The sequence below is a fragment of the Exiguobacterium sp. s83 genome, from assembly GCF_018617095.1.
GTDB lineage: Bacteria > Bacillota > Bacilli > Exiguobacteriales > Exiguobacteriaceae > Exiguobacterium > Exiguobacterium profundum.
The window spans coordinates 1,766,204-1,786,021 of record NZ_JACSJP010000001.1 but is presented as its reverse complement, the minus strand read 5'-3'; the positions used below and the strand labels follow the sequence as shown (position 1 = coordinate 1,786,021).

Here is a 19,818-nt window from a genome sequence, read left to right as displayed (position 1 = left end):
CGGGCGCCTTCGCATTCATAAAGAACGATTTTTTAGCAGATCACGAATCTCTGTCAACAGTTGCTCTTCTTTCGTTGGGGTCGGAATAGCAGCTTCCTCCACTTCTTTTTCACGCTGTAAACGATTGATGACTTTGACAACCAAGAAGAGGGCGATGGCGATCAAGAAGAAGGACACAATCTGTTGAATAAAATTGCCATATAACACATCCACTCCGAGTACACTTGCTTTTAAGCCAGAAAAATCGATTCCTCCAATAATGATTCCGAGAAGCGGCATAAAGATATCATTGACGAGTGAGTTCACGATGGCAGTGAACGCTGCACCAAGTACGACAGCAATCGCCAAGTCGATGACATTCCCGCGCATCGCGAATTTTTTAAATTCTTTCCACATAAACAAACCTCCTGACGTTGAATAATTTAAGCGTAGCATATTTGAAAGGAAGAAATAAATAAATCGTTCGACTTCTATAAGGGAAGGATGCTTGTTCGACTTTTCTGCATAGGGTACACTAAAAAGGTAGCAATTTACGCATTTTAATACCAGGTACTAATATGATATAATCATTTTAGCTGAAAGGATGGTTGGACGTGTCGAACGATGAACAGACGAGTTCGGAAGAACAAAAAGGTTCACCAGAACAAGAGACGAAGCAGACAAAGCAATCGCGATTATCGAATCATCGTCGATTCCCGATTTTACTGCGCGTGCTCGTTGTTTTAGTGTTGGCAATCGCGATGCTCGCCCTCGGAGCGGTCATCGGATATAGCGTCATTGGCGGAGGCGATTGGAAAGATGTATTTGACATCGAGACCTGGCGCCATATCACCGATTTTTGGCTAACCTCTTAAAGGCGGTGGATGGATGTATACAATTGAGCAAATCAAAGAAGTAATCCCACACAGATACCCGTTTCTGTTAATTGATCGAATTATCGAAGTCGAGGAAAAGAAGCGTGCTGTTGGATTAAAAAATGTCACGGCGAATGAAGAGTTCTTTAACGGGCATTTCCCAGACTATAATGTCATGCCAGGTGTCTTGATTGTTGAAGCACTCGCACAAGTCGGTGCTTTTGCAATGTTGAAAGACGAATCGAATCGAGGCAAGCTCGCCTTTTTTGCAGGGATTGACAACTGCCGTTTCAAACGCCAAGTCGTCCCGGGTGATCAACTTCGCCTCGAGGTAGAAATCATGAAAATTCGTGGACCAATCGGTAAAGGACGTGCCGTGGCCACGGTCGATGGAGAAGTTGCTTGTGAAGCAGAACTCACTTTCGCCTTGAAGTAAGGAGAAATGGGATGCGTGCTTTAGTTATTGTCTTACTAGTCGGCTTAATGACGATTGTGGGTTGTCAGCAACTCCAGACAGAAGAGTCGAGTGAGGAAAATGTCGTTTACGAGCAAAATGTGGATGAAACGATGATTGATAAACGTGCAGGACAGTCCGATGCAATCGCCGTTTCTCTTGAACGAACGAATAACACGACGATGCTCTTCACGATTCGAATGCTCGAAAATCGTCGTCTTGATCCGACGACGGTCATGAGTTATGAGGTCGAAGGCGAACGCGTTGCGATTCCATTTGGTGAACTGATTGCAGAGCGTGAAGAGGATATTCGGACGTATGAGTATCAGACGGACGTAGACCCGGATCTGTTCGTATCAGAGACACTTCCACTCTTCCATCTCGTTGAAGAAGGTGAATCGGAAGTCACGATACCACTCGAAGTCATTAATTCGACAAATGGTGAATAAGAAACAGGCGATGTTGTCGAAAATCGCCTGTTTTTTTGTGGAGATAAATCTATTCTATCCGATAAAAAGAGTAAGGAGAGAATGGAGGAATTTTGAGATGAAACAGAAATCACAGTCGTTACAGACGCGCATTCTAGCATCAATGTTGGTCTTCGTCACGTTGCTCATCATTTTGTTTGGAGTAGTGCAATACTTCAGTACGAAGCATTCCGTACTCAGTACGTTACATGCGACGTTAATTGAAGATGGTGAACGGATTAGTGAATCGTTGGATGTCGATGCCTATGCATCCTTCGTAGCGAATCCGTCAAAAAATGAGCAGTATGAGCAGTTTCGTGAATACTTAGATGCATATCGTCAGCAAATCGGTGCGATGTATGTCTACACGATTGCCACAGAGGGCGAGGAAGTCCAAATCATCGTAGATGGTTTGAACGAGGCAGATGCCGCAGAAATCGGTTCTCCGACTACAGCGATGACGTATGAAGGAGCAAAGCCCGCATTCCAAGGTGAGACCGTCGCAACCGATGTCATCGATGATCCGGAGTACGGGAAGTATGTGACGGTGCTTGTCCCGATTAAACAAGGGAACGAGGTAGTTGGGGTACTCGGAATTGATAAAGCTGCTACTGAGGTCTCCGCGATTACAGGAGATGTCTTAAAAGAGAGTCTAGTTCCAATCTTAATCGGTTTACTCGTGCTCCTTGTCGTTTCGGGAATCATCATCTGGCGTTATCTTGGCTGGAAATTGCGTCCGCTCCAAGCATTAGAGCGTGTGGCCACATCCATTGCTGAAGGTGATTTGGCGACAGCGACGACTGCGGTTGAAGGTATTAAGTTAAAATCTAATGACGAAATCAAACGTCTGACGGTGTCGATGGAGAAGATGACACATATGTTAAAAGATTTGATTTCCGGCATTCAAACGTCGGCACAGACGGTACGGGATGAGAGTGGCAACGTTTCAGGTATCTCAGAAGAGGTAAATGATGCCTCTCGCCAAATTGCCTATACGATGGAAGAAATCGCAAGCGGTGTTGAGAATCAAAGTGTCTTGACGATGCGTCTTTACGGACATATGAATGAATTTTCGACACTTGTCGAGCAAACGACATCAGACGGAGAACAAGTGAGTGAACAGGCGGAAGTCGTCAGTCGGGTGACGATGGATGGTCTACGTTACATGGAGAGTGCCGTCAATCAAATGACTCACATTCATGCGCAAGTAAAAACATCACAAGGACAAGTCCGCGACTTTGAACAACAAGCGGACGAGGTGACGGAACTGGTCACGATGATTCGTCAAATTTCACAACAGACAAACTTGCTTGCACTCAATGCAGCGATTGAAGCGGCTCGGGCCGGTGAACACGGAAAAGGGTTTGCCGTCGTCGCCTCGGAGATTCGGAAACTTTCGGATAGTGTCGCTGAGTCTGTCAGTGAAATTTCGGAAATCGTCGGAAGCGTCAAACAAAACTCGATTGCGCTCGGTCAAACCTTTACAGAGAGCATGACGGCTGCAGAGGAAGGGAAAGCGACACTTGAATCGACGAAGCTTGCATTCACTGAAATCGAACAGAGCGTTCGTCACATGCAACAGTTGACGAGTTCGATGCGTGGCCAACTCGATCGAGTGAAGACGAACCAGGATCACATTCAACATGGACTGTCTGAAATTGCTTCGATTTCAGAAGAAAGTACAGCCGGAAATGAGGAAGTGGCTGCTTCGACGGAACAGATGTCGGCGACGAGTGAGACGATGAATCGTCTCGTAAAAGATTTGTCGAGCACGGCAGAGGACATGCAACGAATGAGTCAACAGTTCAAGTTATAAACAGTCTCACTTCAGACAGACCTCTCGTGCGTCCGCTATAATGGGCGCAAGGGAGGTTTTTTCATGCAACAATTCTCTAGTGAACTGACACAGTTTCGGGGAAGTCATTATGACTTCGGACGATTTCAAGGAAAATATATTAAGCGCAGTCAATTGCTCGAAAATCGGACGGATCAGTGGAAACTACGCGTTCCGCGATTTGAGATTGATGCGACTGAGGCGAAGGCTGCCTTCGATGAATTTGCTCCAAAGATTTGGGAGGAGTTGATTGGGTTACAAGATGAGCTGAAGCTGTCGCTCAATGACACGTTACTTCATTTCGGACATTTTCGAGTCAACAATCCAATCAGCGGCTGTTCGATTTTGACGGGGGATAACTTTCTCGTTCGGAATTACGATTATCACCCGATGACGTATGACGGTCGATACAACGTCTTTCAACCGGATGACGGGTATGCGGTCATCGGACCGGTCTCTCGTGTCACCGGACGTATGGACGGAATGAATGAAAAAGGACTTGCCATGGGCTACAATTTCATCAATCGTCGTCGACCCGGGGACGGATTTGTCTGTCAAATGATTGGACGAATCATTCTAGAAACATGTGCGACGGTGGAAGAAGCAGTCGATTTATTAAAAGAGATTCCGCATCGCGGGTCATTCACATACGTCGTCCATGACAAATCATCGAAAACACGTGTAATCGAGGCGACGCCTCGAGACATCCAAGTACGGGAATCGAATATCTGTACGAACCATTTTGAACTACTCCAACACGAGAATCGCTATCATCTTGATGATTCGACTCGTCGCATGATGGAAATCAAAGTCGTGCAACACTTGATTCAAGATGCGGAGAGCGCATTCCGTCTCATGAACGACACCGACAAGGGCGTCTTTTCAGAATTGTACAGGAGTTGGGCGGGAACGATTCATACGGCTGCTTATTTCCCTGAAACGCTCGAGACCTGGTTTGCGCTCGGTGGAGACCGTGACCCGGTCATCTTCGACTTCCAAAAATGGCTCGATGGGGAAGATTTCGATCTTCATGCACTTGACGGTGAATTGGCGACAGATATCGAGTTTGCGAATACGGTTCAACTTTGGCGCTGACGTTTGTCAGTGCTTTTTTTAGGAGAAACGGGAATACCCATTATAGGAGGGATGAAAGATGAAACGATTTGGAATCATACTCATCATGCTGACACTTGTTACACTACTCGGAGGTTGTGTTCCGGGTGACGGGACTTACACGACGGATCCGGCAGGTTTTTTCTGGGGCATCTGGCATGGATGGATTGCACCAGTGTCACTCATTTTAGGATTGTTCAATGACACATATCGCGTGTATGAAGTGAACAATACCGGTTGGTTCTATGATTTAGGATTTTACATCGCTGTCATCAGTGGATTTGGTGGATTGACGTTGACACGGAAGAGTCGGGGATGAGTCTGATTATATGAAAATGCCTCATGACGTAGGGGTTCCAATCCGCGTCCGAGGTATTTTTTTATGTTGTTCGATGTAAGTAAAGGAAACGGTTGAAGAGTTCGATATAATGAGTATGGATGATTTTTTTCGAGTGGAGGTGCCATATGCACTCATATGAGTTTCAAATGTATCGGAATTTTGATGAGCTAGCGATTGACTTGATTGAGTTAGCAAAAGAAATAGTACCAGATAAACTAGTCTATCTCACGTCAATTGAGAATGACACCCAACATATACTCAAACTATCCTCACAAGATTCTCCTATCCTACTTGAAGAAGGCATGTCCTTTGATTTGAAGGATACGGTATGTAATCGAATCGATTTCAATCAACGAGAAGTTTTGATGTATGAAGACATCGAATCGCAGATTGAATCGACGCGACTTCAGTCATTACTGCGCGAAGTGAACATCAAGTCGTATTTGGGAATCCCGATTCTGACGAAGAACGGGGATATTTTCGGTACGCTCTGTGTCGCCAATCATAAAAGCGCCCAGTACGATTCAAAAAGTGTCCGCTTGTTGAAGCGCGTGGTTCGTATGTTCAGTTACTATTTAGAACTTGAACGTCGTGCCTCACGGGATGAATTGACGGATCTTTATAACCGACATTACTTGTCTAACTATTTTGAGACGAATCCGAATCAAGGTGGGGCACTGTTTTTAATTGATTTAGATGGGTTCAAATGGGTGAATGACACATTCGGTCATGATGAAGGGGACCTCGTCTTGAAAGAAGTGGCGCTTCGTCTGAGACGTTTGATGGAGCCGATACCTGATTCGAGAGTGTATCGTTTAGGTGGGGATGAATTCCTTATTAAAATCGCACATGCGTTATCCAAAGAGACTGTCATTGGGTATGCTGAACAGATCTTGTATGTATTGAAAGAATGGGACGACCATCTCCCGTTATCAGCGAGCATCGGCATCGCTCAATATGATTCCAACGAACAGGCGGACCTCGGTCGATTATTGAAAGAGGCAGACATTGCACTGTATCAATCTAAATCGAGCGGGAAGAACACGTACAAGTTTTATAAATAACGTCAGAAGGCTAAACCGATGGATTGCGATTGGTTTAGCCTTCTGTTTTCGCATTCAGCACCAACGAACCGATTGGCGTGAAAGGATCGAATGAAAAACGGGTAGTGATTAAGAGTTCGGTGTGCATCCCGTAACGGCGACCGTATGATAATCACGGGAGTCCGGTCCACGTTGTACCGATACGTCCTTGAATCCGAGGTTCACCGCCGCGGGGATGAATTGATTCCGAACCATCTCGGAGATGTCGTTCCATTCGACATCACCTTTCCCGTCACAGTAGGTGATGACAAAGGTGCCATTCGGTTTCAAGACGCGTTCGATTTCAGACAGAACGGTCGTGACATCTCTCCAGAAATATAGTGTGTGAATGCTGAACACGTGATCGATGGATGCGTCCGTCACCTCGAGCTGATGCAAATCTCCTTGGATCAAGTTGGCCCGTTTTGTATGAATCGAAGCCTGATTGCGCTGTCTTGCTGAATCGATGATTGTTTTAGATCGGTCGAGACCCATGACATGTACGTCAGGATGTCGTTGAAGGATGGTTGCCATCGCATCGCCGGCCCCGCACCCGAGCTCTAGAACGGTTGTACCGGGTTGAATGTCTAACTGTTCAATCGTCCATTCGACTTCGACCCGGTGTTGGCGTACCATCTTTTCCCCGATATACTTTCCGACGGGACCCCTTGGATTCTCGTATTGACTGTCAATCCATTTCAGTAGCACTTGTGGTAACACATCATCACCTCACTTCGAAAGTAGCTCGATTGTAGCACATCGATGAGACAAAGGAGTCAACAACATGCGTTCATTTTGGATACTCGGCAACCAACTCTCGCACGAACTTGCGATGCTGAAGGATATGAAAGAAGATGATGTCATCGTCATGATTGAGGCGACGTCGCGCGCGACGTGGCGTCCGTACCATAAACAAAAGCTCGTCCTCATCTTCTCTGCGATGCGACACTTTGCTGAAGAATTGCGCGATAAAGGATACACCGTGGATTATCATGAGGCGGATTCGTTCCAAGAGGCATGGGACAATCATGTGAAACAGTACACTCCGGACGAAATTCATGTCACCGCCGTCACGGACGAACCGATGGCGAAAAAACTGAAACAATTTGGGAAGAAGCATAAACTGATCGAACATACGGATGTCCCGCTCTTCTACTTATCAAAAGAGGAAGCGACCGAGACGCTCGGGAATGAGCCGTGGCGGATGGATCGTTTTTATCGTCACATGCGGAAGCGATTCGATGTCTTGCTCGAAGAGGGGAAGCCACGTGGCGGGAAATGGTCGTTTGATGCGGATAACCGAAAACCGCCGAACGAAGGACTATCGTTTCCATCTGCCATCCATTTCCGTCCAGATTCGATCACGAAAGACGTTATCGAAAAAGTCGAGTCGACGTTCTCGGAACATCCGGGGGAGGTGACCTCGTTCCATTGGCCGGTCACACATGCCGAGGCGAGACGTGCGCTAAAACAGTTCGTAGAAGAACGACTTGAAACGTTCGGTCCGTATCAAGATGCAATGATGACGGATGAACCCGAGATGTCACACAGCCTGTTGTCGGCTGCCATCAATATCGGTTTACTGACACCGCGAGAAGTTGTTGATGCGGCATGTCAGGCGGATGCACCGCTATCGTCGATTGAAGGATTCGTCCGGCAAATCCTCGGTTGGCGAGAGTACATGCGCGCCGTCTATCTTTCTGTCATGCCCGGTTATGAAGACGTGAACACGTTCAAGCATGAACGCGACTTACCGTCCTTCTTCTGGGATGCGAAGACGGAGTTGAACTGTCTGCATCAAAGTTTGAAACCGGTTGTCGCACATGCCCACAATCATCATATCCAGCGACTGATGGTGCTCGGAAACTATGCGACATTGTTTGAAATCAATCCGAAGCAGACGAGCGACTGGTTTAACGAGATGTATATCGATGCCTATGACTGGGTCGTCTTACCGAACGTACTCGGGATGGCTCTTCATGCGGACGGCGGAAAGCTCGCCACAAAACCGTATGTCGCTTCCGGAAAATATATCGACCGGATGAGTGACTACTGTCGGGATTGCCCATACAACCCAAAACATACAACAGAAGACGACGCCTGTCCGTTCAACGCCCTCTATTGGCGGTTCATCGATCGTCACGAAGAACGATTCTCGAAAAACCAGCGGATGAAGATGATGGTCCGTAATTGGCAGGGACGGGATAATGACGTGAAAGCCGACATCTTAGCGAAAGCCGAACAGACATTGACCGACTCCCCGTGAATCGGTTTTTTTACGTTCTCTTCATGAAACTTAGCAATTCCTTTATCATAGCTTTACAATCATTCGTTACGATAAGAGCTGTGAGACCCCCTCACTCCAAGTGAATAGTTACCGGTAGAACCTTTGAGAGACCAACAGAAGCCCGTACGTTGATGACGTGTCGTTTCTGTTGGTCCTTTTTTGAAGAGAGGATGATTCAAGTGAATGATGCGATTGCACGGATCGGACAAGAACGGATGATTGCCTCCATCAAAAGTCCAAAACAAATCGAGGCGTTTTTACGGACGGATGTGACGACGACGTTTCTCATGATGGGAACGCTCAGTACGCTCGACCGCTATGTGGCGCACTTAAAGCGAGAGAATCGAACGGTCTTCCTCCACGCGGAGCGAATCAATGGAATCAGTCTCGATCGGGACGGGATCGATTATCTTGCCAAACGTGTCGGTGCCGATGGGATTGTCACGACGAAAGCATCCGTGCTCCAGCATGCGAAGCGAGCGGGGCTCTTGACGGTACAACGACTCTTTCTCGTCGACTCGGACGCGGTCACGAGCGGACTCAAGCTCGCAGAGGCGCAACAACCGGATGCGATTGAACTTATGCCGGGTCTGATTCCGAGCGTGGTCGAGAAGATTTCCCAGGAAGTCTCCTTTCCGATTGTGACGGGTGGCATGATTCGTCAACCGATTGATGTGCATCGCGCCCTCGATCATGGGGCATTCGCCGTATCGACCGGGGATGAACGACTTTGGAACGTACAAAGTCAGAAGGAGGAATTAGCATGAAATCGATTCAACTACAACAACTGACAAAATCATTCGGGGAGACGGAAGTCATTCGAGGGATTGACGTGACGATTGAAGCAGGAGAGTTCTTCGCACTCGTCGGTCCGTCCGGCTGCGGGAAGAGTACGATGCTTCGGATGATAGCCGGGCTCGAATCCATCACAAGCGGAACGCTTCGCATCGACGGTGTGGCGGCGAACGGGATGAAGCCGAGTGAGCGTCACTTGTCGATGGTGTTCCAAAACTACGCCCTTTACCCACATATGACGGTGGAGAAAAATATCACGTTCGGTCTACATACGAAAGGACTGACGAAGCTTGAACAGCGGGAGCGTTGCCTACAGGCAGCGGAAACACTCGGGCTCACCGATTACCTGAAACGGAAACCGCGTGAGCTATCTGGAGGTCAGCGACAGCGTGTCGCCTTGGCACGTGCCATCGTGACTGAGGCACCGATTTGCCTGATGGATGAGCCGCTCTCGAACTTAGATGCGAAGCTACGGGCAAAGATGCGTTCAGAGATTCGCCAGTTACAGCGAAAACTCGGATTGACGATGATTTATGTCACTCACGACCAAGTCGAGGCGATGACGATGGCGGACCGCATCATGCTCCTCAATGAGGGGGAAGTGCAACAAGTCGGAAAGCCGCTCGACTTATATAACAAACCGGCGAATACGTTCGTCGCTTCCTTCATCGGGTCACCTCCAATGAACCTAGTTGAGGTCACGCGACAAGAAAAAGGCTGGATGGCATCGGACGGTCGCATCTTCCACCCAAATGCCTTGACGGAAGTATCACAGGCGACACTCGGTGTCCGTCCTGAGCAAATCAAGCCAGCGGACAAAGATGTGACATTTTACGCAGAACTGAAAAATATTGAAGTGCTCGGGACCGAGACGATTCTCGCCTTTGACGTCGGAGGGAACGAATGGTTGGCAAAATGGCCGGGACAATGGCCGCTCACGGTCGGCGAAAAAGTAGCGTGTTATGTGGATTCGAAACAGATGTCGCTATTTGATACGAACGGACAGCGCATCGAGCCACGACAACCGAAACTATTTGAGGCGTTGGAGGTGTTCCAATGACGGTCGCCTTACCGAGAGAGAAAGCCCGGACACGGCTATCTGACGCGGCGAGCGGTCTGTTGTACTTGTCTCCGTCCATCATCTTGTTCGGTGTCTTTCTCGTCTATCCGCTGTTGCGAACGATCTATTTAAGCTTTTTCCGGACCGACACACAGGGGACACCACTCGAATTTGTCGGAGTCGGTCATTACAGCACGCTGTTCACGAGTGCCGCATTTTGGCAAAGCATTCAGGCGACAGTCGGATTCGTCCTTTTGACGGTCCCGCTCACGATTCTCATTGCGCTCGGTCTCGCACTCCTCGCCAATGAGAAACTGAAGGGCATTGGCATCTTTCGAACAGCGTTCTCGGCGACGATGGGGATGAGCGTCGCGGCGTCATCGGTCATTTGGATGTTCATGTACAATCCGTCAATCGGTATTTTCAACCGGTTCCTCGAGGCTGTGGGGGCAAGCGGTGTACAGTGGCTCCTCGATCCACAATATGCGCTCCTTTCCGTGTCACTTGCGACCGTTTGGATGAACATCGGCTTTACGTTCTTGATTCTACTTGGCGGTCTGCAAAACATCGATCGGACGTTATATGAGAGTGCGGACATTGCCGGAACGAGTTATTGGACACAGCTTCGGGCGATCACCATCCCGATGTTGTCGCCGACACTTTTCTTTGTCGGGATCATCTCGCTGATCAACGCCTTCCAGACGTTTGGACAGATTGATTTATTGACGAAAGGTGGACCGACGAATGCGACGAATGTCATCGTCTATGCCATCTACAAAGATGCGTTCATCAACTATAACGTCGGCAGTGCCAGTGCCCAGGCCGTGCTCCTATTCATCGCCGTCCTTTTGTTGACATGGATCCAATTTAAATTGGTTGAAAGGAAGGTGCATTACCAATGAGACTACGGAATGTTGGCGTCTATGTCTTACTCGTCTTGAGCGCCATCGTCATGCTGTTTCCAATCGCCTATGCGTTTTCGATCAGTCTGATGGACGGGAAGGAGGTGCTCCAGGGACATCTCCTTCCACGTGAACCTTCATTGGAAAACTATGTGGCCGCGTTCGAACGCATCCCGATGATGACGTACCTGCTCAACAGTTTGATTGTCGCGCTCCTCGTGATGGTCGGACAGGTCGTATTATCGAGTCTTGCAGCATTCGCGTTCGTCTTCATCGACTTTAAAGGAAAAGGGCTCATCTTTATGCTCTTCTTGGCGACGATGATGGTGCCATGGGAAGCGACGATGGTCCCGAACTTTTTGACGATCCAGTCGCTCGGCTGGCTGAATAGCGTCTGGGGACTGTCTGTGCCGTTCTTCGCACTTGCGTTCGGGACGTTCTTACTTCGGCAACAGTTCAAAACGATTCCGTATGAAATGTACGAGGCGTCCCAAATTGCCGGGATCAGTCGCTTCCGATTCTTTTGGAACGTCGTCTTGCCGGTATCGAAGACACCGCTCGTCACATTGTCGGTGTACAGCTTTTTGACGACTTGGAATATGTACTTATGGCCGCTTCTCGTCACGAACACGGAACAGGCGCGGACGGTCCAAATCGGCATCAAACAGATGCAGTCGAACGAAGTCGCCTCGGATTGGGGCGTCGTCATGGCAGCAGTCATCTTGATTATCATTCCGACACTTGTATTGTTGTTCGCAGGACAAAAGCACTTGCAAGAAGGATTGACGCAAGGCGCTATCAAATAATAGGGGGATATGACAAATGAAAAAGTTAGGATTATTCGCAGGGTTGGCAAGTTCGGTGTTATTACTCGGGGCATGTGGCAGTGAAGAAGCGGCACCAGTCGCGGCGACGACAGAAGACGGAAAGACAGAGGTCGTCTTTTGGCATGCGATGAGTGGGGACTTGGAGACGGCTTTAAACAGTCAAGTCGATGCGTTCAACGCTTCGCAAGACGACTATGAAGTCAAACCGGTCTTCCAAGGAACATATGAGGAAGCGTTGACGAAATTCAATGCGGTCGCCGGTTCGGAAGACGCGCCAGCCATCATGCAGACGTTCGAGGTCGGGACGAAATACATGATCGATTCGAACAAAATCACACCAGTTCAAGAGTTCATCGACAAAGAGGATTTTGACACGAGCGTATGGGAAGAGAACATCTTGAGTTATTATCAGGTCGATGGGAAGCAATACTCGATGCCGTTCAACTCTTCGACACCGATCCTCATCTATAACAAAGAGGCGTTTGAAAAAGCAGGGCTCGATCCAGAGAAAGCACCACGCACATATGACGAGTTGAAAGAGGCGGCGAAGAAGTTGACAACGGACGGTCAGACCGGCTTCACGATGCTCAACTACGGTTGGTTCTTTGAACAGCTCTTGGCCGCACAAGGTGGACTGTATGTCGACAATGACAATGGACGAAGCGGAGACCCGACGAAAGCCGTGTTTGATGGCGAAGAAGGACAGAACGCGTTCAATCTCATCAAAGAGATGTACGATGAGAAGACATTCCTAAACGTCGGTCAAAACTGGGACGACATGCGCGCGGCATTCCAATCTGGAAAAGTTGCCATGTACCTTGATTCGTCAGCAGGAATCCGTACGGTAGCAGACAACGCGGACTTTGAAATCGGCGCATCGTACTTACCGGTACCGACTGAAGCGGAGCGTCAAGGCGTCGTCATCGGCGGGGCATCGCTCTGGATGGGTGATGGCATTGCCGAAGAGACGAAAGAAGGCGCATGGGAGTTCATGAAGTATGTCGCTTCAACGGAAGCGCAAGCACAGTGGCATGTTGACACAGGCTACTTCGCCATCAATCCGGAAGCATACAATGAACCGATCGTAAAAGAAATGTGGGCGAAATATCCACAACTGAAAGTGACGGTCGACCAACTCAGTGAGACGAAACCATCACCTGCGACACAAGGAGCGCTCATCTCGACGTTCCCGCAATCACGTCAAAGTGTCGTCAACGCGATGGAAAGTTTGTATCAAGGGGTGTCGGTCGAAGAAGCATTGAAGCGTGCGGCCGATGAGACAACTTCCACCTTGGGGCAGTGACATGTTGATTTACGCACATCGCGGCTATAGCGCCAATTACCCGGAAAATACATTGTCCGCGTTCGAGGCAGCTCTTCCCTATGTGGACGGAATCGAGCTGGACGTACAGCTATCGAAGGACGGGCGTCTCGTCGTCATTCATGACGAAACCGTCGACCGGACGACAAATGGAACGGGATGGGTGAAAGACATGACGCTTCAGGAGTTGCGCCAGTTGAAGATTGACGGCTATGAACGCATCCCAACGTTAGAAGAGGTGCTCGGACTGATTGAACGAAGCAACGTCACCCTGAACATCGAATTGAAGACGGATCAATATGCGTATCCAGGGATCGAACGTCTCGCTTGGTTTGCTGTTGACGAGTTTGAACTCGGTGACCGTGTCGTGTTCTCCTCATTCAATCGTGAAACGCTCGTCCGAATGCGAGATGTGGCACCAGTCGCCCGGCTTGCAGTGTTGACACTCACGGGTGAGTCGGACACCGTCTCGTTCGCTGAAACGATTCGGGCCGAGGCGATTCACGCCCAGCCTGCATTTATCGGTTCGAAAGCATGGGATCAGATACAACAGACGACGCTCGAGACACGGCTCTACACGATTAACGATGTGAAGGACCTGCCCCTGATAGCGGTTTCGGCCATCATGACAGATGAGGTTGAACGGTTTACAAAATGAGTACAACAAACCCCGCTTTCACTTGAAGCGGGGTTTGTTCATGTCATGATCGGTTGTGGTGTGTCATAGGTCGAGACAACAACTTGATTGCGCCCTTCATGTTTTGCTTGATAGAGCGCCGAATCCGCAAGATCGACCATCCGCTTGATGGGAAGCGAGGTCCCGTGTGCGACCCCGACAGACGTCGTGATTTGAATCGGTGGAAAATCGTTCAAGTGGAATAGTTCAGCAGCAATCCGTTCTCGTATCCGGTTGGCCACTTTGTCTACCTTCTCTGGCGTCAAATCGTACATCAAGATGACGAATTCTTCGCCACCGATTCGTGCGACAGTGTCATGGGCACGCGTCTCGACTTTTAAGATGTTGGCGAACTGTTGTAAGACGAGATCACCGTTTCCGTGACCATATGTATCGTTCACATGTTTAAAATGATCGATATCGAGCGCGAGTACATTGTACGTCCGATTCTCTTGCCCGATGGAAGCCGTATATCGATCCCACACACGTCGATTGTATAGACCGGTCAAATGGTCTCGTTCAGACGACTGTTTGTACTCGATGGCACGGCGGGTCGTCTGTTCTAAATCGATGGTGAGGATACTCGAGAGTAGACCGACGAGCATGCCAATCATCCAAATGGACAAGACGAGGGATACATAGGCTGTGCTCCAACCCATATTGATATAGACGGCAATCGAAATAATGAAGAGCGCCCATACGTTCAAAAAGATACTCTGTAAGAAGAGTCGCTCCCGAAGCAGCCGATGAATCCAGAGCATCCCGATGCTGACGATGAACGTCGCGATAAACGCAATCACGGCCTGCTCGGTCATTCCGAACAAAAATCGTGTACTGGCGATGACAAGTGTCGCAATGAATAAAGGAAAACGAGCACCATAAAAAGCAAGCAACACGAGCGGTAAGTGACGTAAATCCACACGGACCATATCGTTAGCTTCTACGGCGTTATACATCAAAAACAGACCGAGTGCACCGGCGAGTATTCCAATCACAGAACTACGAAGACGGTACGAATTAAAAAGCGAAGAATGATAAATCTTCGAGATGATATAAAATCCGGTGAATGCGACACAAGCATTGAGCAACAAGACGGTGAGCGTCATTCCTTCACGACCTTTTCGATAGACTATACATTAACGGTAGCAGTCTTCAAATAATTGTCAATCTGAAGGTGTGTAAATGTTCATTATCTTTTCACGCTTTCTTCTTTGTTCCTCGAAACGCAAAAAACATAGCGATGCCAATTCCAATGCCGAGCCACCAATTATCGAGGGTGAGCCCGAAAACGACGGCGAATACAACGGCGACGGGAATCGATAAGTAGCCACGTTGTTTCATCTTCATTTCCTCCTCTCTTCGACACTTCTTTATTCCCAAAAGGTAGACACTTCATTCTCAAATTGAGGTAAGACAAAAACGTTCGACCGAGTGAACTACTCACCACTTATTTGCTTCACAAATTGAAGTGGGAGCTTCTTGGGAAGACCGTACTTTTATTAGCCACGATTGTTTACCAAGCTCGTCGGGTGGTTCCCACCCTGAAGGAATTCGTTTTAGTTTGCCAACATCAACAGGTTGATGCTCGCGTTGATGTCACGGTCATGATGCGCGCCACAGGCACACGTCCATTCACGGACATCCATCGCCTTCTTCTCGCCTTTTACACCGCAAGTGGAACAGATTTGAGTGGATGCGAACCATTGATCCGCCTTGATGAGCGTCCGTCCGTAGAAGTTTGATTTGTATTCGAGTTGCCGGACGAACTCGTACCAACTGACATCTGCAATCGATTTGGCGAGCTTATGGTTTTGCATCATGTCCTCCGACTTCAATGTCTCCACGACGATGACTTGGTTCTCGTCAACGATCCGTCTCGACAGTTTGTGAAGGAAGTCCTTGCGTTGGTTGGCGATCTTTTCGTGTTTCTTGGCCAAAAGTAATTTGGCTTTTTCACGATTCTTGCTTCCGATCTTCTTTCGCGACAGCGCCCGTTGCGCCTTCTTGACCTTCGCCTCGGACTTACGAAGGAGACGTGGGTTTTCGATTTTCTCCGAGACCATCGCATCGTTCGTCATGACGGCGAAGTGCTCCAAACCGAGATCGATCCCGACCTTGTTCTCGGCTGGGATCCATGGTGCATCGTCCTGTTTGACGAGGAGGGAGATGAAGAACTTGCCCGTCTTGGTCATCGACACCGTCGCCGACCGGATGACGCCCTCAAACGAGCGATGTTGTTCGAACTTCACGAAGCCGATTTTAGGAAGTCTCACCTTGCCGTCCTCGATGCGGATCGTGCCGTGCTGGTTGTTCGTCGTGTAGGAGGCGCGCGACCGCCGTCTCGATTTGAAGGCCGGGAAGCCGCCCGTCCCGGCGAAGAACTTCGCGAACGCGGTGTCGAGATTCAGCTTCGCGTTCGCGAGCGCGAGACTGTCCACCTCGGCGAGGAACGGGAACAGGGGCTTGTAGGAGGCGGGTGTCGCCGGTTTCCGTCTCGTTCCACTCCCCGCTTTCGCCTCCTCGCGGATGGCGATGCGGTCCTCGAGCAGCTTGTTGTAGATGAACCGGGCGCAGCCGATCGTCTTGATGAGGAACTCGGCCTGTGCCGGCGTTGGGTGGAGCCTATATTTATAGCCTTTCAGCATGTCCGTCCATCCTCCCTTCAGAAGATCATGATGTGTCCTCCTCATCCAATACCCATGGAAGGAAGGGAGAATCTGACGGAATCACGAACTTTTGTTCGTCACATCTGTCACAGGGGGAGAAGAGTTTTGGACCGGGCGATTCATCTCCCACCTACGCTGGGCTACGCCCCGAGACGCTTAGAGGAGGGAAAATTCTCGCCTGATTTAGTTAAATCAGTCGAACGAAACCGAATGTTTAGGGGATGGCAGCAATGGACAGCTCTGTCTGGTATGAAGCTCGATTGTAAAGGTGGTGCCTTCTCCGTATACCGAGTCCGCATGAATTACCCAACCGTGGGCTTCGGCAATTCGTTTGCAGATTCGTAGACCGAGACCTGTTCCTTTTATGGCTTGGTGGGCGGCGGATTCGACACGGTAATATTCATCAAATACGTAGGGAAGTGCTTCTTCTGGAATCCCAATCCCGGTATCGGATACAGATAAAGTTACCGTGCCAGCACTTTCAAATACGCTCGTATGGACCGTCCCGCCATCAGGAGAGTACTTGATGGCGTTACCAATGAGGTTATGGAGCAATTGCCGTAACTTTTCTTCATCTGCTTGAATCAAGACATCATTCGTTTCAAACGTCACCGTATGAAGCGAGGAGGTCGTCTGATAGCTCGACATGACATCCTCCAAAAGAGGACGGAGTGCGAACGTCGTCACGGTCAGTTGATCAGCCGTGTATCGTTCTTTTTGATAATCGAGGAAGTTATCGACGAGCCGCTCCAGCCGTTCCGATTCTTGTTTGACTTGTGTTAGCATCTGATACGATTTTTCCGAACCTTGATGGCGTGTCATGAGTAGCTCCGTATATCCATGGATGGCAGTCAATGGCGTGCGGAAATCATGAGACAGTTCGGCAAGGAAACTGTCTTTACGTTCTTCAAAGCGGACGGCTTCCGTTTGGTCGCGCCACATGATGAAAACGCCACGTGGTGTCCGCGTGAAGTTGAAAATCAAATGTAGCGTCTTGTCATTAGAACGCAGACGACGTGAAGTCATCCTTGGATCCGTTTCGGTCGCACATTCGAGCAATTCCTGGATGAGGTGCATGACTTGTGCGGAATCCGCCCCATGCCGTTCCAACATGGTATATACATAACGAGTCAATGTTTCCAATGTGTCAAAAGATTGTGTTGTCATAGAAGGGTACCATTGCCGAAGAGAATCATTCGAATACAGACGACATCTTGAGAAATCGATATAACACATCGCATCCTGTACTTCTTCCACGATGGAAGCGATGGAGAACGTATGGCGTTGCTGTTTTTGACGAGCGGAGCGTTTCTGCCTAATCCTATGGAATCGGCGCATGGACCTACCTCCTCGCGAACATTTGTACATGCATTCACAACTAGTATACGACATTTGAGAAGGAATCCCTATACAGGCAATAGTCCTAGCAGAAACGTATCGAAATCAGGACGGATACAAAACACCTCTCCGCTGATAGAACAGAGAGGTGTCGGTCATTCGGTCACGTTTACTTGTCCCATCATCCCATTTTCTTCATGCTCGAGGATGTGACAATGATACATAAATGTGCCGGTTTTCGTGAAGGTGATTTCAATCTTTACTCGTTCATCCGGAGCGACGGCTACCGTATCTTTCCACCCTTTTTCCTGATCGGATGGTGGGTTGCCGTCTCGACTAATGACTCGGAACTGGACGCCGTGGATGTGGAAAGGATGTGTCATCCCACCCATCATATCCGGCTTATTTTCAATTTCCCATACCTCGGTGTCTCCGCGTTTCGCTTCGATGTCGATACGCTCCGGATCATAGGTCTTTCCGTTGATTGAAACCATGTTACCCATTCCAAAAAGGGTGAGGCGGCGGTCTGCTGTCTCATCTGTCAAGCGCTCCATCGTTTCGGTCACCGGAATCTTAATGGACGCCTTGTCAAGTTCACCGACACGAAACGTGGTGAATGTCACCCCGTCCGCTTTTAAGGCGGCGACATCTTCAACTTGTGAAAAATCAATCAGTACCTCGGCCCGTTCACCTGGTGTCAACGTGAGGGTCTCTAAGGGAATCGGGCGTTCTAACGGCCCTCCGTCTGTCGCAATCTGCGTCATCTCGGCCTCGTTAGATAACGTAAAATCAAAATCGCGCGCATTCGAACCGTTGACTAGTCGCACTCGTAACGTCTCGGTTTGAACGTCGAACGTCGTGTTGATGGCTCCATTCGCAAGAATGGTATCCCCCGTCGTTCCATCAACGTTCATATGGGCATCATAATCCAACTCACCGTTCGGCGTGAAGAGTCGATCTTGTACGATGAGCGGGATGTCGTCGACTCCATATTCATTCGGGAGACCGTTCTGTGCATCGTCGGTCACATAAAGAAGACCGGCGAGCCCTTTATAAACTTGTTCGGCTGTCAATCCCATCGGATGGGGGTGGAACCACAGTGTACTAGGTTCTTGATCGATGTCGAGTCGAACTTGTGCCTGTTCACCTGGTGCGACGGTCTGATGAGGTCCCCCGTCCATGTCGGCAGGGATGACGAGTCCGTGCCAGTGGAACGTTGTCGGTTCATCCAATCGATTGATGGTATCGATTACGACTGTTTTTCCTTTCGGTAACTCGATCATTGGTCCGAGTAAGTCTCCATTATAGCCGAACGTTTCCGATTTCTTGCCGTCTTTGAAAAATTGTGACGTGCCTTTAGTTGCTTCCACCGTATAGTAGACCGTGTCTCCCGTGACACGATTTGGCTGTAAGGCAGTCGGAATCGGAAGCGGCTGTGTCGGTTCATCCGTTGCTTGGAGCTCTTGCATCGCTCCGTGTCCCATCGGTCCGTTATTGCCACCCATTCCATTATCACCCATCATGTGATCATCCATCTGACCCGTTGCCGAATCGTTTCCCATCATATGATCTTGGTCCATATTGTTGTTATGGTTCCATGTCCCGTTGAAAAGGACGATTAGTAAAACGAGGATGCCTCCAATTAAAATCCCCGTCAACAGAAACCATATTCCTTTCGATTTCATGCTATAACACTCCTTCATTGTTCAGTCCTCACTTTGTTGTACCACCTAATTGTGAAAGAAACATGAAAGTCCAAATCTGTTTAATCGCATACCGAATAGAGGTATACAATCCGTGTA

General features: G+C 49.0%; 21 protein-coding genes. 14 read left to right on the top strand and 7 right to left on the bottom strand.

All coding sequences use genetic code 11. The annotated features are described in order from the left end of the window. Positions 1-15: 15 nt before the first annotated feature. A complete protein-coding gene (gene mscL, locus KNO73_RS09115) occupies positions 16-396 on the bottom strand; it encodes a large conductance mechanosensitive channel protein MscL (protein WP_078147648.1) in 381 nt (126 codons plus the stop codon). 197 nt (positions 397-593) lie between these two features. Here mscL and KNO73_RS15090 point away from each other — a divergent pair, with 197 nt between their 5' ends. The 7 genes from KNO73_RS15090 (at position 594) to KNO73_RS09080 (ending at position 6,126) form a co-directional block, all read left to right on the top strand. After that, positions 594-854 carry a DNA-directed RNA polymerase subunit beta gene (locus KNO73_RS15090; RefSeq protein WP_078147647.1) on the top strand — a complete coding sequence of 87 codons (261 nt, stop codon included), beginning with the start codon at positions 594-596 and terminating at the stop codon, positions 852-854. A gap of 13 nt (positions 855-867) precedes the next feature. After that, positions 868-1,290 (top strand): 3-hydroxyacyl-ACP dehydratase FabZ, encoded by a 423-nt coding sequence (fabZ, locus tag KNO73_RS09105; protein WP_031422282.1) that lies wholly within the window; start codon positions 868-870, stop codon positions 1,288-1,290. Between the two features lie 11 nt (positions 1,291-1,301). Then, the gene (locus tag KNO73_RS09100) at positions 1,302-1,757 is read left to right on the top strand and encodes a hypothetical protein (RefSeq protein ID WP_012727337.1); all 456 of its coding nucleotides are present in this window, start codon (positions 1,302-1,304) and stop codon (positions 1,755-1,757) included. A 97-nt stretch (positions 1,758-1,854) separates the two neighbouring features. Continuing rightward, on the top strand, positions 1,855-3,591 hold the full coding sequence (locus tag KNO73_RS09095) for a methyl-accepting chemotaxis protein (protein ID WP_215112365.1): 1,737 nt from the start codon (positions 1,855-1,857) through the stop codon (positions 3,589-3,591). Positions 3,592-3,654: 63 nt separating this feature from the next. Continuing rightward, positions 3,655-4,704 (top strand): C45 family autoproteolytic acyltransferase/hydrolase, encoded by a 1,050-nt coding sequence (locus KNO73_RS09090; RefSeq protein WP_214686248.1) that lies wholly within the window; start codon positions 3,655-3,657, stop codon positions 4,702-4,704. A gap of 58 nt (positions 4,705-4,762) precedes the next feature. After that, the gene (locus KNO73_RS09085) at positions 4,763-5,041 is read left to right on the top strand and encodes a hypothetical protein (RefSeq protein WP_214686241.1); all 279 of its coding nucleotides are present in this window, start codon (positions 4,763-4,765) and stop codon (positions 5,039-5,041) included. A gap of 146 nt (positions 5,042-5,187) precedes the next feature. Then, on the top strand, positions 5,188-6,126 hold the full coding sequence (locus KNO73_RS09080) for a sensor domain-containing diguanylate cyclase (RefSeq protein WP_214687538.1): 939 nt from the start codon (positions 5,188-5,190) through the stop codon (positions 6,124-6,126). A gap of 108 nt (positions 6,127-6,234) precedes the next feature. Here KNO73_RS09080 and KNO73_RS09075 read toward each other — a convergent pair whose 3' ends face one another. Beyond that, on the bottom strand, positions 6,235-6,864 hold the full coding sequence (locus KNO73_RS09075) for a class I SAM-dependent methyltransferase (RefSeq protein WP_214730243.1): 630 nt from the start codon (positions 6,862-6,864) through the stop codon (positions 6,235-6,237). Between the two features lie 64 nt (positions 6,865-6,928). Here KNO73_RS09075 and KNO73_RS09070 point away from each other — a divergent pair, with 64 nt between their 5' ends. The 7 genes from KNO73_RS09070 (at position 6,929) to KNO73_RS09040 (ending at position 13,994) form a co-directional block, all read left to right on the top strand. After that, positions 6,929-8,410, top strand: coding sequence for a cryptochrome/photolyase family protein (locus KNO73_RS09070; RefSeq protein WP_214730244.1), 1,482 nt, complete (start codon positions 6,929-6,931; stop codon positions 8,408-8,410). A gap of 191 nt (positions 8,411-8,601) precedes the next feature. Further along, on the top strand, positions 8,602-9,198 hold the full coding sequence (locus KNO73_RS09065; protein WP_214687532.1) for a glycerol-3-phosphate responsive antiterminator: 597 nt from the start codon (positions 8,602-8,604) through the stop codon (positions 9,196-9,198). Beyond that, a complete protein-coding gene (locus KNO73_RS09060; RefSeq protein ID WP_214687531.1) occupies positions 9,195-10,286 on the top strand; it encodes an ABC transporter ATP-binding protein in 1,092 nt (363 codons plus the stop codon). The genes KNO73_RS09065 and KNO73_RS09060 overlap by 4 nt, the downstream gene beginning before the upstream one ends. After that, the gene (locus KNO73_RS09055; RefSeq protein WP_214757963.1) at positions 10,283-11,188 is read left to right on the top strand and encodes a carbohydrate ABC transporter permease; all 906 of its coding nucleotides are present in this window, start codon (positions 10,283-10,285) and stop codon (positions 11,186-11,188) included. Before KNO73_RS09060 ends, KNO73_RS09055 begins: the two co-directional genes overlap by 4 nt. Beyond that, on the top strand, positions 11,185-11,994 hold the full coding sequence (locus KNO73_RS09050; RefSeq protein WP_214757961.1) for a carbohydrate ABC transporter permease: 810 nt from the start codon (positions 11,185-11,187) through the stop codon (positions 11,992-11,994). The genes KNO73_RS09055 and KNO73_RS09050 overlap by 4 nt, the downstream gene beginning before the upstream one ends. Positions 11,995-12,010: 16 nt before the next feature. Further along, positions 12,011-13,318 (top strand): ABC transporter substrate-binding protein, encoded by a 1,308-nt coding sequence (locus KNO73_RS09045; protein WP_214687529.1) that lies wholly within the window; start codon positions 12,011-12,013, stop codon positions 13,316-13,318. Beyond that, positions 13,290-13,994, top strand: coding sequence for a glycerophosphodiester phosphodiesterase (locus KNO73_RS09040; RefSeq protein ID WP_215112364.1), 705 nt, complete (start codon positions 13,290-13,292; stop codon positions 13,992-13,994). The genes KNO73_RS09045 and KNO73_RS09040 overlap by 29 nt, the downstream gene beginning before the upstream one ends. A gap of 38 nt (positions 13,995-14,032) precedes the next feature. Here KNO73_RS09040 and KNO73_RS09035 read toward each other — a convergent pair whose 3' ends face one another. From KNO73_RS09035 to KNO73_RS09015, 5 genes are all read right to left on the bottom strand, one after another. Beyond that, positions 14,033-15,118, bottom strand: coding sequence for a GGDEF domain-containing protein (locus tag KNO73_RS09035; protein WP_078147635.1), 1,086 nt, complete (start codon positions 15,116-15,118; stop codon positions 14,033-14,035). A gap of 91 nt (positions 15,119-15,209) precedes the next feature. After that, the gene (locus KNO73_RS09030; RefSeq protein ID WP_026825140.1) at positions 15,210-15,353 is read right to left on the bottom strand and encodes a hypothetical protein; all 144 of its coding nucleotides are present in this window, start codon (positions 15,351-15,353) and stop codon (positions 15,210-15,212) included. A gap of 215 nt (positions 15,354-15,568) precedes the next feature. Then, complete coding sequence (gene tnpB / locus KNO73_RS09025; RefSeq protein ID WP_078147634.1) at positions 15,569-16,657, bottom strand: IS200/IS605 family element RNA-guided endonuclease TnpB; 1,089 nt, start codon at positions 16,655-16,657, stop codon at positions 15,569-15,571. A gap of 213 nt (positions 16,658-16,870) precedes the next feature. Next, positions 16,871-18,016, bottom strand: coding sequence for a sensor histidine kinase (locus KNO73_RS09020; RefSeq protein ID WP_214686231.1), 1,146 nt, complete (start codon positions 18,014-18,016; stop codon positions 16,871-16,873). A gap of 155 nt (positions 18,017-18,171) precedes the next feature. After that, the gene (locus KNO73_RS09015) at positions 18,172-19,701 is read right to left on the bottom strand and encodes a multicopper oxidase family protein (RefSeq protein WP_251024882.1); all 1,530 of its coding nucleotides are present in this window, start codon (positions 19,699-19,701) and stop codon (positions 18,172-18,174) included. Between the last annotated feature and the right edge of the window lie 117 nt (positions 19,702-19,818).

What these genes read in the sequence shown, in the direction of transcription:
- mscL (WP_078147648.1), bottom strand. Translation starts at nt 396, where the DNA reads ATGTGGAAAGAATTTAAAAAATTCGCGATGCGCGGGAATGTCATCGAC.
- fabZ (WP_031422282.1), top strand. Translation starts at nt 868, where the DNA reads ATGTATACAATTGAGCAAATCAAAGAAGTAATCCCACACAGATACCCG.
- KNO73_RS09100 (WP_012727337.1), top strand. Translation starts at nt 1,302, where the DNA reads ATGCGTGCTTTAGTTATTGTCTTACTAGTCGGCTTAATGACGATTGTG.
- KNO73_RS09095 (WP_215112365.1), top strand. Translation starts at nt 1,855, where the DNA reads ATGAAACAGAAATCACAGTCGTTACAGACGCGCATTCTAGCATCAATG.
- KNO73_RS09090 (WP_214686248.1), top strand. Translation starts at nt 3,655, where the DNA reads ATGCAACAATTCTCTAGTGAACTGACACAGTTTCGGGGAAGTCATTAT.
- KNO73_RS09085 (WP_214686241.1), top strand. Translation starts at nt 4,763, where the DNA reads ATGAAACGATTTGGAATCATACTCATCATGCTGACACTTGTTACACTA.
- KNO73_RS09080 (WP_214687538.1), top strand. Translation starts at nt 5,188, where the DNA reads ATGCACTCATATGAGTTTCAAATGTATCGGAATTTTGATGAGCTAGCG.
- KNO73_RS09070 (WP_214730244.1), top strand. Translation starts at nt 6,929, where the DNA reads ATGCGTTCATTTTGGATACTCGGCAACCAACTCTCGCACGAACTTGCG.
- KNO73_RS09065 (WP_214687532.1), top strand. Translation starts at nt 8,602, where the DNA reads ATGATTCAAGTGAATGATGCGATTGCACGGATCGGACAAGAACGGATG.
- KNO73_RS09060 (WP_214687531.1), top strand. Translation starts at nt 9,195, where the DNA reads ATGAAATCGATTCAACTACAACAACTGACAAAATCATTCGGGGAGACG.
- KNO73_RS09055 (WP_214757963.1), top strand. Translation starts at nt 10,283, where the DNA reads ATGACGGTCGCCTTACCGAGAGAGAAAGCCCGGACACGGCTATCTGAC.
- KNO73_RS09050 (WP_214757961.1), top strand. Translation starts at nt 11,185, where the DNA reads ATGAGACTACGGAATGTTGGCGTCTATGTCTTACTCGTCTTGAGCGCC.
- KNO73_RS09045 (WP_214687529.1), top strand. Translation starts at nt 12,011, where the DNA reads ATGAAAAAGTTAGGATTATTCGCAGGGTTGGCAAGTTCGGTGTTATTA.
- KNO73_RS09040 (WP_215112364.1), top strand. Translation starts at nt 13,290, where the DNA reads ATGAGACAACTTCCACCTTGGGGCAGTGACATGTTGATTTACGCACAT.
- KNO73_RS09035 (WP_078147635.1), bottom strand. Translation starts at nt 15,118, where the DNA reads ATGACGCTCACCGTCTTGTTGCTCAATGCTTGTGTCGCATTCACCGGA.
- KNO73_RS09030 (WP_026825140.1), bottom strand. Translation starts at nt 15,353, where the DNA reads ATGAAACAACGTGGCTACTTATCGATTCCCGTCGCCGTTGTATTCGCC.
- tnpB (WP_078147634.1), bottom strand. Translation starts at nt 16,657, where the DNA reads ATGCTGAAAGGCTATAAATATAGGCTCCACCCAACGCCGGCACAGGCC.
- KNO73_RS09020 (WP_214686231.1), bottom strand. Translation starts at nt 18,016, where the DNA reads ATGCGCCGATTCCATAGGATTAGGCAGAAACGCTCCGCTCGTCAAAAA.
- KNO73_RS09015 (WP_251024882.1), bottom strand. Translation starts at nt 19,701, where the DNA reads ATGAAATCGAAAGGAATATGGTTTCTGTTGACGGGGATTTTAATTGGA.